This window comes from Bacillus sp. UNC41MFS5 (assembly GCF_000686805.1).
Window position 1 is genome coordinate 37,356 of record NZ_KK366021.1, and the last position, 13,421, is coordinate 50,776.

At 37.9% G+C, this 13,421-nt stretch carries 11 protein-coding genes; 3 read left to right on the forward strand and 8 right to left on the reverse strand.

The window, feature by feature from the left end; all coding sequences use genetic code 11:
- Positions 1-351 precede the first annotated feature (351 nt).
- From BR30_RS0130965 to BR30_RS0130985, 5 genes are all read right to left on the reverse strand, one after another.
- Positions 352-1,677 carry an ABC transporter substrate-binding protein gene (locus BR30_RS0130965; protein WP_026568426.1) on the reverse strand — a complete coding sequence of 442 codons (1,326 nt, stop codon included), beginning with the start codon at positions 1,675-1,677 and terminating at the stop codon, positions 352-354.
- Between the two features lie 26 nt (positions 1,678-1,703).
- Entirely contained in the window at positions 1,704-3,284 is a 1,581-nt protein-coding gene (locus BR30_RS0130970; RefSeq protein WP_026568427.1) for a response regulator transcription factor, read from the reverse strand.
- Complete coding sequence (locus tag BR30_RS0130975; RefSeq protein ID WP_026568428.1) at positions 3,262-5,058, reverse strand: sensor histidine kinase; 1,797 nt, start codon at positions 5,056-5,058, stop codon at positions 3,262-3,264. Before BR30_RS0130975 ends, BR30_RS0130970 begins: the two co-directional genes overlap by 23 nt.
- 155 nt (positions 5,059-5,213) lie before the next feature.
- Complete coding sequence (locus BR30_RS0130980) at positions 5,214-6,803, reverse strand: response regulator transcription factor (protein WP_026568429.1); 1,590 nt, start codon at positions 6,801-6,803, stop codon at positions 5,214-5,216.
- Positions 6,800-8,584, reverse strand: a complete 1,785-nt coding sequence (locus BR30_RS0130985) for a sensor histidine kinase (protein WP_231507873.1) — start codon at positions 8,582-8,584, stop codon at positions 6,800-6,802. Before BR30_RS0130985 ends, BR30_RS0130980 begins: the two co-directional genes overlap by 4 nt.
- A gap of 250 nt (positions 8,585-8,834) precedes the next feature.
- On the opposite strand from BR30_RS0130985, the gene BR30_RS0130990 reads away from it, so the two are divergent.
- From BR30_RS0130990 to BR30_RS0131000, 3 genes are all read left to right on the forward strand, one after another.
- Positions 8,835-9,803, forward strand: a complete 969-nt coding sequence (locus BR30_RS0130990; RefSeq protein WP_026568431.1) for a carbohydrate ABC transporter permease — start codon at positions 8,835-8,837, stop codon at positions 9,801-9,803.
- On the forward strand, positions 9,803-10,630 hold the full coding sequence (locus BR30_RS0130995) for a carbohydrate ABC transporter permease (protein ID WP_026568432.1): 828 nt from the start codon (positions 9,803-9,805) through the stop codon (positions 10,628-10,630). The genes BR30_RS0130990 and BR30_RS0130995 overlap by 1 nt, the downstream gene beginning before the upstream one ends.
- Positions 10,631-10,720: 90 nt before the next feature.
- On the forward strand, positions 10,721-12,016 hold the full coding sequence (locus tag BR30_RS0131000; protein WP_026568433.1) for an ABC transporter substrate-binding protein: 1,296 nt from the start codon (positions 10,721-10,723) through the stop codon (positions 12,014-12,016).
- 46 nt (positions 12,017-12,062) lie between these two features.
- On the opposite strand, the gene BR30_RS0131005 is transcribed toward BR30_RS0131000, so the two are convergent.
- From BR30_RS0131005 to BR30_RS38615, 3 genes are all read right to left on the reverse strand, one after another.
- On the reverse strand, positions 12,063-12,455 hold the full coding sequence (locus BR30_RS0131005; RefSeq protein WP_026568434.1) for a globin domain-containing protein: 393 nt from the start codon (positions 12,453-12,455) through the stop codon (positions 12,063-12,065).
- A 143-nt stretch (positions 12,456-12,598) separates the two neighbouring features.
- Positions 12,599-12,985 carry a VOC family protein gene (locus BR30_RS0131010; protein WP_026568435.1) on the reverse strand — a complete coding sequence of 129 codons (387 nt, stop codon included), beginning with the start codon at positions 12,983-12,985 and terminating at the stop codon, positions 12,599-12,601.
- A 289-nt stretch (positions 12,986-13,274) separates the two neighbouring features.
- Positions 13,275-13,406, reverse strand: coding sequence for a hypothetical protein (locus BR30_RS38615; RefSeq protein ID WP_269320666.1), 132 nt, complete (start codon positions 13,404-13,406; stop codon positions 13,275-13,277).
- Positions 13,407-13,421: the final 15 nt, after the last annotated feature.

The window sequence follows — 13,421 nt, forward strand, 5'->3', positions numbered from 1 at the left end:
CCTGTTCTCTTGGGCCGTTTTGTCCATCGGAACCATTCCAATAGACATTTTTCCTGTTCTCTTGTATGGTTTTGTCCATCGGACCCCTCCCGATGGACATTTTGCCTATTCTCTTAGGCCGTTTTGTCCATCGCACCCCTCCCGATAGACATTTACCTGTTCTCTTAGGCCGTTTTGTCCATCGGACTCCTTCCGATGGACATTTTACCTGTCCCTTGTGTGGTTTTGTCCATCGGATTCTAAAACCACCTGAACCAATAGGGATATCTTATAATAAAAAAATCTCCTCTAGTACCTTAACTAGAGGAGATGCTTCCATAAAATATTAAACTACTTGCTATTATCCTGGATTTATTTGATTTCTTTAAGACCTGTATTGATTTTTTCAACCGCCTCTTTGGCCGCAACCTTTACATCTTTTCCGCCGATACCAACATCCTCAAATAATCTTCTGATGGCATCACTGACCACCGGATAAGCAGGAGTAACCGGGCGGTTCTTTGAATACTTTTGGCTTTGCTGTACAAATATGTTTTTAGGATATTCGTTCAACTCTGGGAAGTCTTTTGCGACAGAGTATCGGGCAGGGATATCACCTGTAATAGTGACATACTTTTTCACACCTTGATATCCAGTGACATAATTGATAAACTTCCATGCCTCCTCTGGATGTTTGGACTTGGATGTGATGCCAAGTGCCCATCCGCCATTGGGGACAAACTGATACTTACCCTTTGGCAGGGGAGTTACTCCAAAATCTTCTCCCAGCTGGAACTCAGGATGATTTTTTTCCAAATCTGCCAGTGTCCAAGAGCCGAGCACAGTCATCGCCAGCTTCCCTTCTTCAAAAGCACCACCAGGTATTTCGATCGAAGAAACTCGATATTTATGATACAAGTCTTGGTAAAATCGCAGAGCATCTAACGCTTCTTGTGAATCTAAAAAACCGCTTGCAGTAGTTCCATCAGGACTTAAAACATTAGCCCCAAACTGCCAAAGGAGTGGTGTTTTAAAATAAGCAGGAGATTCTCCATCATTAAATCCTTGAGCTGGGTCTATTCCAATTACTCCTTTAGCAGGATTATTTACTTTCTTAGCAATCTCTAATACCTCATCCCATGTTAAAGGGTTATTGGGATCTGTTGGTGGATCTGGGATACCAGCCGCCTCTAGTAAATGTCGATTGTAATATAATGCAATACTTGACTCGACAATCGGGGCGAGGTATATTTGCCCCTTATAACTTAATCCTTTTAAGGTGGAATCAGGGATATCATCTATCTTCCCCTCTCTTCTCATGAAAGGGTCGATCGATAATAACGAACCTGTATTTGCATACAGACCAAGCGTAGGACTGTCAATGGTCAAAATATCCGGAGGGTTCCCCGCGGCAAGTTCCGTTCGCAGCCTGATTTCATAATCACTATAGGGAATCGACTTCATATTCACCAAAATATTAGGGTTAGCTGCTTCAAAAGAAGCAACTAATTCTTCATATGCTTTATTTTCGGCCACGTTCCCGCCGTTTCGCCAGAACGTCAACTGGATTCGTTCGGAATCCTTTACCGTTTCCCCTTTCTCTTTTTGACCGCTGCCTGAGAATGTATCAAAAAAGGACAACGCATACACTAAAATACCCATAAGTATCACTGCAAAAATAGTGAACCATTTCTTCATCTACATTCCCTTTCTTTCCTGAAAACTTAGGAATCTATGGCATTACGGAATTCAACCGGTGTTTGTCCCACATGCTTTTTAAAAACTGTACTAAAATACCCGGAGTTAGAAAAGCCAACTAAATTTGCTACATCAATGATTTTAAGCTGCTTGTCTCTCAAAAATTGCTGGGCTTTATCCATTCGTAATTTCACCAGATAATCACTAAAATTCTGACCAACATAATTCTTAAAGGTTTCAGATAAATGAGCACTGTTGATATGAAATAGTTCCGATAATAAGGTCAGTGAAATCTCACTTGCATAATGCTGATCCAGATAATTCCGAACACTATCCACGATTAACTTCCCATTTGAAAAGCGGGCCAAACGCACCTTTTCAATTATTGATTGGGCTAAGTGAAGGAGGTTTTCAAGCACTTTACTCTGTGAATTAAGCTCCCAAATACTTTGTTGGCAATTCCAAATCGTTTTTTGAATATCTTTTGTTTCGATATCATATTTTTTGGCAAGTGACCCTAAAAGAAATAACACTCGATTGGCAGCAAACGAAAACGATAATATCGATTGGTTCCCATCTCCTTGTAATAAGGAGTGAATATTTTCTCTAAACGCTTCGAAGCTGGCATTTTCAATCGCATTGGTTAACTTTCTCTCAAAATCAGGTGAAAATTCAAACGCTTCCTCTTTCGTTATCGCCGCATCAATCACCTGCGATTGGGAGCCTAGCTGACTTTGGCTCCAAGCAAGCAAACTGGAAATGTAACCTGTCTTAAAGTTTGCTAGACCCGTGACAACATTCCCAATTCCTATAACTGTTTCTAAATTCAACAACCTTTTCACATTTCGTTGTAAACTTTCAACTAAGTTAGAAGGATTATTTAAATCAATTCGTATTAAAAAATGAACCATATTAGCATAGCTTGGATCGTAAAAGGAATAAGTTCCCACATGCTCTTTGGAGATTTCCTTACATAGCATTTGGAATGGCAGCCAGAGCTCCTTTAATCGATTAGGATTTCCATTGCCCTCTCGAATTTCCACACTGACAAATTGAACAACAGCGTGGTCATTTACAAGTTCCTCAAGTTGAAGCTGACGTAGTCTCTCGATGACTAAATTAAGCTCCAGCCATTCCTCTTTCACCAAATAAAGCAAGTATTGTTCCTGCACTTCCTGCAGTTGAGAAAGAACAAGCTGTCGCATCTGCGCCGTTTCAACCTGTTTTTGCCTCTCCGTCTCTATTTCTTTACGGATTTTTTGTAAGGCCTCCACTAGTTCATCCGGGGCAACGGGTTTTAATAGATAGTCCTTAACCCCTTCCTTCATGGAGCCACGGACCAATTCAAAATCGGAATAACCCGATAATACGATCACTTTTACGTTTGGAAATTCCTGCTGACAGTGTTTAGCCAATTCTAGACCATCCATAATGGGCATTCTCATATCTGTAAGGACTAAATCGATATCCATTTTCCCAAGCAATTCGAGTGCTTCTTTCCCATTGGAAGCCTCGCCAGCGATTTGAAACCCTTCCTCTTCCCAATCCACTTTCATCCGCAAGCCTTTACGAATTTGAATCTCATCATCCGCTATGATGACCTTCATCATGTATATCACCTCGGTCAAAATTAATACACAATGTAATCCTCGTGCCTACATTTTTTTCAGATTCAATCTTATACGAGAAATCTTGACCGTAGTAAAGCTTTAATCGGCCAAGCACATTTTTTAGCCCAATACTGTTTCCTTTGCTCTCTAAGACACTAATTGCTCCATACTTTATTTCTTCATTCATTAAATCTGATATCACTTCTTCAGACATGCCCATCCCTTTGTCTTCTAAAATGATCAATACTTGATTGTTAATTTTTTCGGTTTTTATAAAAATATCAGCCGTAGTTTTTTCTATAAAACTATATTTAACGGCATTTTCAACAAGCGGTTGGAGAATGAATTTAATAATAGGAAGATTCTTTGTCTCCGGATCCTCAATAATATCAATCGTAATTGCATCCTCATATCTCACCTTTAAAATATCTGTATAGCTGCGGATATAGCTGATCTCTTCACCCAATCTCACCACATCATTTTGTGTATTCAAGGAGTATCTCATCATCCGGCCTAAGTAGATACTTACGTTCATGACTTCTTTATTTTTTCCTTGTACGGCTAATCCGCCAATTATTTCAAGCGTATTATTTAAAAAGTGAGGATTGATTTGCAGTAATAAAGCTTTGTATTCCGCATCTTTTCTACGAATGTTCGCTTCATATTCTGTTTCAATTAAATTCTTCAATTGATCGACGGTGTGGTCAAACACTTTTACCACGTATCCAACTTCATCGTTTGACGATTTAATCGTTGGCATATAGCGTTTGGCACCTGAAAAATCGCCGCGTTCGATAAATTTCATTGCTTTTGCTAGTTTTCCTAACGGGCTGACGATATTGGACGAAAGCACAAATGAAGCCACAATCGTTAATAAAAAAACGAGGGCACTGATTAATAGTAGATTGCGTTGCAAAATATTCACTTTTGAGAATAAGTCAGACTTGGTCACTTCACTAACTAGAATCCAATCACCTACTGCTAACTTTTGAAAAAACACAAAGTATTTTTCGCCGTGGTAATCCGTTTCTAATAAACCCTTTTCCTTCTGACTGGTTTTTATTTTGGTTAAACTATTTTTCAATACCGATTTAGGAGTATCAATCTTCCCCTCTAACACATTTGCTCCCTGTTGATCTAATAAATATGCATGTCCATTTTTACCAATCGAGATTTTCCCTAAGGCTGTTTCTAGCAATGTTGAAGGGAAATTAACCTTTATAAATCCGTAGGAAACTACCGTATTCAAATCAACCAGGGGCAACATATAACTATTACTAGTTCCTTGTGCCGGCATATATGGATCAATATGTGATTTAACAAATCGCTGTTCATTAATAGTAAAGTCTTGAAACCAATCTAGGTTGCGTAAGTTGGGATTATTCCCCCATGCTCCTTCACCGTTATTCAAAACGACGGAGATAGACATCCCATTTGAATTGTTCACCATCATCGAAGAAAGCAGCATTTTCAGTTGATTCTTCTGCAACAAGCTCTGTTCTCGTGGTATCTCTTCATCTTTTTTTTCAAACCTTAACCACTGCTGTGTGGTTTGATTGACCAGGACCTGTTTACCTAAATCCTCCGCCTGGGTTGTAATCGAGTCAGTATACAGCGAGTATTGATCCATCGCTTCTATGGTTAGATCCTGTGTCTGGTCTTCAATAATAGATGTAAACCATCGTGGGATAATAATCGATAAAATGATTAAGGGAATCGTTAACAAACACGTAAATATAATGAATAAGCGATTCCGTAAGGAAAAAAACATAATATCCCCCCAAACAAAAAAGAAAACCCTTACAATCTATTTCTCAATTAATGAGATTTGGCTATTATTATTTATTCAATTTAACATATCCCCCATCAACTTACCACGGGTGATTTCATTCCAAAAAAAAAGCAGAAACCGGATTTCGGATCTGCTTATTTCTGTTTTATAGAGGATTCACGGTATTCATTTGGGGTAATCCCCTCAACCTTTTTAAATACTTTCCGAAAATATTTGTCGTCTTGATAGCCGATCATATTGGCAATTTCATAGATTTTTAGCTGGCTGTTTTTTAATAATGATTTTGCTTTTTTCATCCGAAACCTAACAACATAATCGGATATATTGACATTAAATTCTTGTTTGAATTTTCTCGAGATATATTCTCTGCTCATATAAAAATGGTCTGATATCTCCTGCAGTTTTACATCCCGGTCAAAGTTTGCTTGCAGGTACTTTTCGATTTCATATATGATGTTACTATTTTTCTGTTCCGTGCCTCTTTTTACTTTCTTCAAGAAGATAGCAATTTCACGTTTTTTCCTCTGTTTGTATTCTTCTAACTGAAAGGTACCGTTTTGATCGAAGAATAAATCAATTTGTTTATGGATATCCTCTCCTGTTTTAATAGGTAGATGATATTGCTTAAACCATCTATTGCTGATCACCAGATATTCATTTTCAAAATGGAGCAGCTGTTTTAATGATAAATAATCGTTTTCAGTAAAATCCGTTGCTATTTGTTTGATCACTTCTTCAAAAGCCCCAATTTCACCGGCTTGTACGGCCAGTTCGATATTAGCCGAGTAGTCCATAAGATTCTTTAAGGCAGGGCTTGGCAAGGTCTCCTGCACAAAGACTCGATTCTCTCTATTGTCCAAAATATTACTAGTAAACAACAACTGCTTGGCATAAAGATAGGAATCCAATAAATAGGAACTCTTTGTTACTAGCTTTCCTAAAACAATAGGACAAGAAATATCCATTAAGCTTTGTATCGTCTTATATATTTGTTTTAAAAGGTCTACTATTTGCTCAAACTTGTCCCAAAAAATAATAACAACTTCGCCCTTATTGGATAAGTAACGAAAACCCACACCACATTCATTTTCCCTCATGACTTCATTAATGATGTTCAAGATCGTGAAATAGGCTAAATCACGATCTCCTTGAAAAGCCTCAATGGTCTTTCCGTTCATCTGGACAAGTGCTGTTTGATAATTGCAAGACTGAGGTATCCCAAAATCCTTATACAAATCTTCCTTCATATGATCATTATTTAGGAGTTTGGTAAGCTTTCGGTCCCGATAAACAGGTTTCATTTCATTGATTAATTGAGAGCTGCTTACGATTTTCGCCCTGTTTAATGCTTCTTTTCTCCATTCATCCACGGCTGTTTCCAACGTCTGATTTAAGATTTCGGGGTCAATCGGCTTTAAGAGATAGTCAGAACTGCCGAAATGAATGGCTTTACGCATGTAGTGGTAATCATCATAACCCGTCACAACGATTGTTTTGGTGGTGGGCTGATTTACTTTTATCCATTCTAAAAGTAAAACACCGTCCATTTTTGGCATTTTCATATCTGAAAATATGATCTCTGGCTTATACTTTTGAATGAGTTGAATCGCTTCTTCGCCATTTCCCGCTTCATATATTTCGTCAATTCCGTTTTGTTCCCAAGCACCTAATATCTTGATTCCTTCACGAACGTGCTTTTCATCATCGACTATTAATGCTCTCATGTGTGCTCCACCTCTTTTTGGATTTCCATAGGAAACTGAATGGTCACCATAAAACCATTTTCTTCATTACTGTCAATCCACATTTGCGCTTGATTTGCGTAATAAATCTGCAAACGGTCATAAATATTTTTTAAACCAATGGTTTCTCTTTGTTTTTCTTCTTTAGATCCCTCATTACATAATTCTTGCCTGATACGATTTAGCTGTTCTTCATTTACGCCTACTCCATTATCTTTCACACAGATGTAAACCATTCCGTTATCAATTAGCTTCCCCTCAATTTGAATGGTTGCTTTTTCTAAACGCTGATCAAAACCATGCTTAAAACAATTTTCCACAATTGGCTGTAGTATCATTTTCGGAATACTTATTTCTTGTACTTCTTTTGAGACATTTACTTCGAATTCAAACTGCTCGTCAAACCGTTGTTTTTGTAATAATAAATAGGATTTAACATGCATTTCTTCTGAAATAAATGGAACAATGTCTTCCTTCACATTCATACTGTATCGCATGATTTTCGATAAGGAAGTGAGTAAGGAATACACCGGAACCGCCTTAGATTTTAGTGCCAGCGTCCCAATCGATTGAAGAGCGTTATATAAAAAATGCGGGTTAATTTGCGACCGCAATACTCGCAGTTGGGATTCTTTATTTTCAATATCCAATTTATATTCTCGCTCAATTAAATCATTGATTTTTGAAATCATTAATTTGAAATGCCTTCCCAACATGCCAATTTCATCGTTTCCTAACGAATCAAAATCTGCCTCAAATTCGCCTTTTTCTACTTTTTTCATGTTATCAATTAATACCTTTATCGGAGCAGTTATCTTAAATGAAACAAACATGGTGGCTATTAACACGATAACGAGCGTAACTATTCCAATCAAAATATTAATCAGAGCTGTTTCTCTAGCACTTTGATAAAGTACATTGTAAGGAATTCGTTTAACAATATACCAATTCTTGTAGGGAGCGGAAAACTTATCATGGACAATCACACCGGAGAATTGTTTATCCTTCCATTCCATACTTTTAGTTGTGGAAGATACTTTCTTCACCTGCTCAAACCACTTTTCTTTATTTTCCTTACCGATCATAGATTCATTTGAGGAGTATATAATGACTCCTTTATCATCCATAATAAACAAATCTTCCATATCCTTTGTAAATAAGCGGCCGGCAATCGCACTTATTTTTGAAAGATTAATATCAATGGATAAAAAACCTAATAGCTTGTCTGATGGTACGTCACGAAGGATGTTATGAAAGCTTAGGACATTTTTCTTTTCCGAGTTCGGGATAACCGATATATTGTTATAACTATACATTTCATGGGGCGGTTCTATAACGGAAAAAAGGCTGTTATATCGATTTAATCGTGCATAATAAGGATGCGAAAAGATACTCTCATACTTTGCTCTGCCGCTAATTCTAGAATGATAATTGGTATAGGAATTCTTTCCTTTATCAATGTAAATGTGCATTTGTTCAATCTCAGGCCGTGTATTAAATAAATAAGCAAGAGCTCGTCGAACTTCTTCCTGATTAGTGTTTAAATTCTGTGATAGCCCATCCCTCATCACATTCATAAAAGGGGTATACCGGTAAAGTACCGAAGACATCTGAGCAACATCTTCCAAATAAACCGTAAGTTCTTCTTCCCCTTTTACAATCAGGTCATGGTTGGTCGAAACAAAGCGATTATTGAGTGTCTTCGTGGTTTGATAATAAGTAATCGCGATCGAACTGCCAAAAGGCAGAACCGTTACTAGCAATAAAAATATTATAAGCTTTTTACGAATTCCCCACTGCATATCATTCGGTTAGTTAAATGGTAAAACAAGAACTAACCTTCCTCCAATTAGTAAAATTTCCTCCATTGTAACAACATTCTTTAACCATTGATAGGGCATACATTGACTTGTCGATAGTTTTGACTGTTCAATATTTTCCACCCTACTGGTCAATGTAAGCCGTTTCATAATTTTCATTATTCTCTAAAATGAAGTTATGGAGGTGCAGGTAATGAATAGCCATAGTAAGTTGGAAAAAGTAGAAACCTCAGCATTAGAACTTCAAAAAAACACCAAAGTTTCAAAGTCAGTTTCCTTAAATAATAATAAGAAACTGAAAGACGCAGGATTATTTGCTCTATTTGTCGGTCCCGTTTTCTTAGCTTTCACGCTCATTGTTCTGATCCCTTTCTTTACAGGTATTTATTATGCCTTTACAGACTGGAATGGGATAACAGGGGCTGTCAAATGGGTGGGATTGGACAACTTTAAGTACATCTTCACCGAGGATAAGCAATTCCAGGATTCATTCAAACTTACTACGAAATATACGATAATTGCCATTATCCTAACAAATGCGATTGGGTTTGGATTAGCATTACTTGTTACCCAAATGCTGAAGACGAGAAATATTTTACGAACAGTTTTCTTTATGCCTAATTTGATTGGCGGTCTTTTATTGGGATTTATTTGGCAGTTTATTTTTGTCAAAGGCTTTGCATCGATTGGAGAGTTAACCAAGATTCCTCTTTTCGAATTAGCCTGGTTAGGCGATGCCAATACCGCTTTCTGGGGAATTGTCATTGTCAGCGTATGGCAAGGTGCAGGCTACATTATGATTATCTATATCGCTGCCCTGCAAAACGTTCCTCAAGAATTAATTGAAGCAGCCAAAATTGACGGTGCAAATCGATGGCAGATTCTTCGTCACATCACTATGCCACTTGTAGCACCTGCGGTTACCATCTGTTTATTTTTAACAACAGCATCATCCTTTAAGGTCTTTGATGCGAACCTTTCATTGACAAATGGAGGTCCGTTCAAGTCAACCGAAATGTTAGCGCTCAACATTTATACTGAAGCATTTGTTAATAACCGCTACGGAATTGGTGAAGCAAAAGCATTAATATTCTTCCTAGTCGTTGCAGCTATTTCTGTCATTCAAGTGACGTATTCGAAGAAGAAGGAGGTTGAATCATAATGGGAATCAGGTATACAGTAAAGACATTTATGGTTGAAATTCTTGCCATCGTGCTCGGTCTCGCCTTTTTAGTTCCCTTTTATTATGTGATTTCAAACTCCTTGAAACCGTTCGCTGATATATTATCCAACACATCGGCCTTGCCGAAGGTTCTGGAGTTTCAAAACTATGTTAGCGCATTTGAAAAGTTGAACTATTTAAAGGTATTTACAAACTCTCTAATCGTGACAATAGCAAGTAATGTTGTTCTAGTTATCTTTTGTTCCATGGCTGCCTACATGCTGGTTAGAACAAAAAAGAAGATCAGCAATGTCATTTTCATGACCTTCGTAGCAGCAATGATTATTCCGTTTCAATCAATTATGATTCCGCTCATCAAAACAGCTGGAACCTTTGGTCTTTTAAACAGCGTATGGGGTCTAGTCATCATGTACTTAGGTTTTGGATCTGGAATGACAATTTTCTTATATCACGGTTTTATCAAAGGTATTCCTGTCGAGCTTGAAGAGGCAGCAATCATCGACGGCTGTACAAGGTTTGGCGTATTTTGGAGAATTGTTTTTCCACTATTAAAACCGATTACAGTTACCATCGTCATTTTAAACAGCTTATGGATTTGGAATGACTTCTTATTACCATCACTCGTACTTCAGGACCCGGAATTAAAAACGATTCCATTAGCAACGTTCTCATTCTTTGGACAATATACAAAGCAATGGGATTTAGCGCTAGCCGCATTAGTTATGGGCATCATCCCGTTGTTAATCTTCTTCTTTGCGATGCAAAAACACATTATTAAAGGGATTACCAGCGGTTCTATAAAGTAGAAAATTTGCCATAGGAACAACCTCTGCTATCTGCATGACAGATAGCAGAGACAAATATAAAATAGATTTATATACCAGGAGGGAAATTTAATGGGGATCAAAAAGTATTCTTTACTTGCAGGTGTGTTATCCGCTTCACTTCTATTAGCAACAGCATGTTCTAGCGACAGTGCTTCAGGGGATAAAAAAAGTGATAGTAAAGACGGTAAAGTAGTGGTCGATCTTTTTAATGGAAAGGTTGAAATCGCCGATCAATTGAAAGCGTTAACAGATAAATATACAAAAGAGCATCCAGATGTAACCTTTAATATTGAAACAGTAGGCGGCGGCGCTGACGGTGCTGCTGCACTTAAGGCGAAGTTTGCTTCCAACAAAGCACCTGATATCTTTGGGAATGGCGGTTATCAAGAGGCTCAAACTTGGAAGGATAAATTCGAAGATTTATCTGACCAGCCTTGGGTGAAAGATGCCTATGAAAATGCATTAAAGCCTATGACAATCGATGGAAAAATTTATGGTCAGCCTGTTAATATGGAAGGCTATGGTTTTGCTTACAATAAAGAGCTATTTGCAAAGGCTGGCATTACAGAACTGCCAAAAACATACTCGGAGTTAGAAGCAGCATCGAAAAAACTTAAAGCCGCCGGCATTACTCCTTTCTCAGTAGGCTATGCTGAATGGTGGGTATTAGCAAACCATGGGCTGAACGTTCCGTTCGCGTACCAACAAGCAGATGACGAGAACTATATCCAAGGTTTAAATGAAGGGACAGCGAAAATCGAAGGCAACAAATACTTCGATGACTACTTCAAGCTTGTCGACTTAACGATTAAATATGGCAACAAAAATCCTTTAACAACTGACTACAACACCGAAGTTACCCAATTTGCCAACGGCGAAACGGCAATGATCCAGCAAGGTAACTGGATTCAGCCGATGCTTGACAAACTAAATCCAGGCATGGAAGTTGGTTTCATTCCATTGGCACTTACAGATGATGCAGCACAAGCAGATAAATTAATGGTTGACGTTCCAACGAACTGGGTAGTTCATAACAAAGCTCCTGAAGCAGATAAAAAAGCGGCAAAAGATTTCTTAAACTGGATGGTTACCTCTGAAGAAGGGAAAACAGCTCTAGTTAAGGAGTTCAAGTACATCCCAGCATTTAAAACAATCGAAGCAAAAGCAGAAGATATTGGGCCACTTGGTGCAGAACTTCAAAAGTATTCTCAAGAAGGCAAAACTTACTCTTGGCAGTTCATGAAGTATCCTGATGGTGCTGGTCAAGAATTTGGTGCTTCTCTTCAAGCATACGTTGGCGGCCAAAAATCGAAAGCAGAAACAGAAAAAGCTTTGGATGCTACTTGGGCTAAGTTAAAGAAATAGGATTTCATTCAAAAGGCTCCTCTCTATCTGAGAAGAGCCTTTTGAATTATTCACGATCCGGGCTATTGACCATAATTCCAGCCACTTGCGTTAACCGGTCATAGAACGCAGGTCCGGCAGGTTGTTGATCAAGTCCTATTTCTTCAAATGCTTCTTTCATGCAGCGAAGCCAGCATGTTGCCCTTCTAGGCGTTACTTCAAATGGCAGATGCCGATGTCTCATGGCAGGCGGTCCAAATTCCTGACTGTAAAGGGCAGGACCTCCTAAAAACTGCGGCAAAAACATCCGCTGTTTACGCTTTATTTCTTCCATATCCCCTTCAAACAATGGTCTTAGTTCTGGGTCGGCATATACACGCGGATAAAAAGCATTGACCAATTTATCTATTGTTTCTTGCCCGCCTATTTCATCATAGATTGATTTAAAATTGTAATCCACTTTTCGTCACCATCCACTTTCAATTTTTCCTCTGTTTTTGATTATTATAAGATTAAAAAGGATGGCTTTTTGTGATTTATATCACTTTAATTGAAGAAATACAAAAGTTTCCATATTTCATAAAAAGAGTCAGGTCCCTGATACTAGAACGGAGCTACTAATTCGACTTTAATACGATCTGGATCTTCGAAAAAAACAGCGTAATGGGAATCCCCACCGGCAAATGGATGTTTATCCTGATAAAGAATGTGGACCCCTTTTTCCTTTAATTTTGCAGTTATTTCATCGACCTGTTCTCTGGATTTGGCATTAAAAGCTAAATGATTAAGACCAACTCGTGAACGATGGTACGGGACATCCAAAAATCGTTCTTCAGCTTGTACAAAAACAAGATAGGTTTCTCCATGTTTCCAGCTGATACCCGACTCCCATTTTTGATATGGTTGATATCCTAACTCCGTTAAAAACCACTGCCAAAATTCGATCGTTTTGCTTAGATTGGAAACATTGATTTCTACATGGTGCAACATTTTCTTCTATCTCCTTTTATAAACCTATTAGTCATCAATTCACCAATTGTATCATGTTAACAATAGATGCGGCCCAGCTAGATTCGCTCATTGAAACTAAAGATTCGCATATTGAATTAAATAATTCGCCCATTGATGGAACATGAAGTTAAATAAATCATAATTTTTAATTATTAAAGTATAACTTTTTAGCAAAATAAGAGTATTAACGCTCTTAACAGTTCGGATATTACTGGAAACAACAATTTATTAGAAGGAATCATACAAAAAACACCGATAACCAAAATGGTTATCGATGTTTTTCTACTTTATAGTTGTCCTCATTGGTTACAATCACATCTTTATCCTGAGCAGCAGGAGTACGCAAAATATCCGAACTCGAGCTACTCAGGTTTTGCCTGCTTTTCCGCTTCCAATTCATGGCAACGCTTTCTAT

Excerpts from the sequence above, each read along its gene's own strand:
- BR30_RS0130990 (WP_026568431.1), top strand. The coding sequence starts at position 8,835 with ATGAATAGCCATAGTAAGTTGGAAAAAGTAGAAACCTCAGCATTAGAA.
- BR30_RS0131010 (WP_026568435.1), bottom strand. The coding sequence starts at position 12,985 with ATGTTGCACCATGTAGAAATCAATGTTTCCAATCTAAGCAAAACGATC.
- BR30_RS0130970 (WP_026568427.1), bottom strand. The coding sequence starts at position 3,284 with ATGAAGGTCATCATAGCGGATGATGAGATTCAAATTCGTAAAGGCTTG.
- BR30_RS0130980 (WP_026568429.1), bottom strand. The coding sequence starts at position 6,803 with ATGAGAGCATTAATAGTCGATGATGAAAAGCACGTTCGTGAAGGAATC.
- BR30_RS38615 (WP_269320666.1), bottom strand. The coding sequence starts at position 13,406 with ATGAATTGGAAGCGGAAAAGCAGGCAAAACCTGAGTAGCTCGAGTTCG.
- BR30_RS0131000 (WP_026568433.1), top strand. The coding sequence starts at position 10,721 with ATGGGGATCAAAAAGTATTCTTTACTTGCAGGTGTGTTATCCGCTTCA.
- BR30_RS0130975 (WP_026568428.1), bottom strand. The coding sequence starts at position 5,058 with ATGTTTTTTTCCTTACGGAATCGCTTATTCATTATATTTACGTGTTTG.
- BR30_RS0130995 (WP_026568432.1), top strand. The coding sequence starts at position 9,803 with ATGGGAATCAGGTATACAGTAAAGACATTTATGGTTGAAATTCTTGCC.
- BR30_RS0130965 (WP_026568426.1), bottom strand. The coding sequence starts at position 1,677 with ATGAAGAAATGGTTCACTATTTTTGCAGTGATACTTATGGGTATTTTA.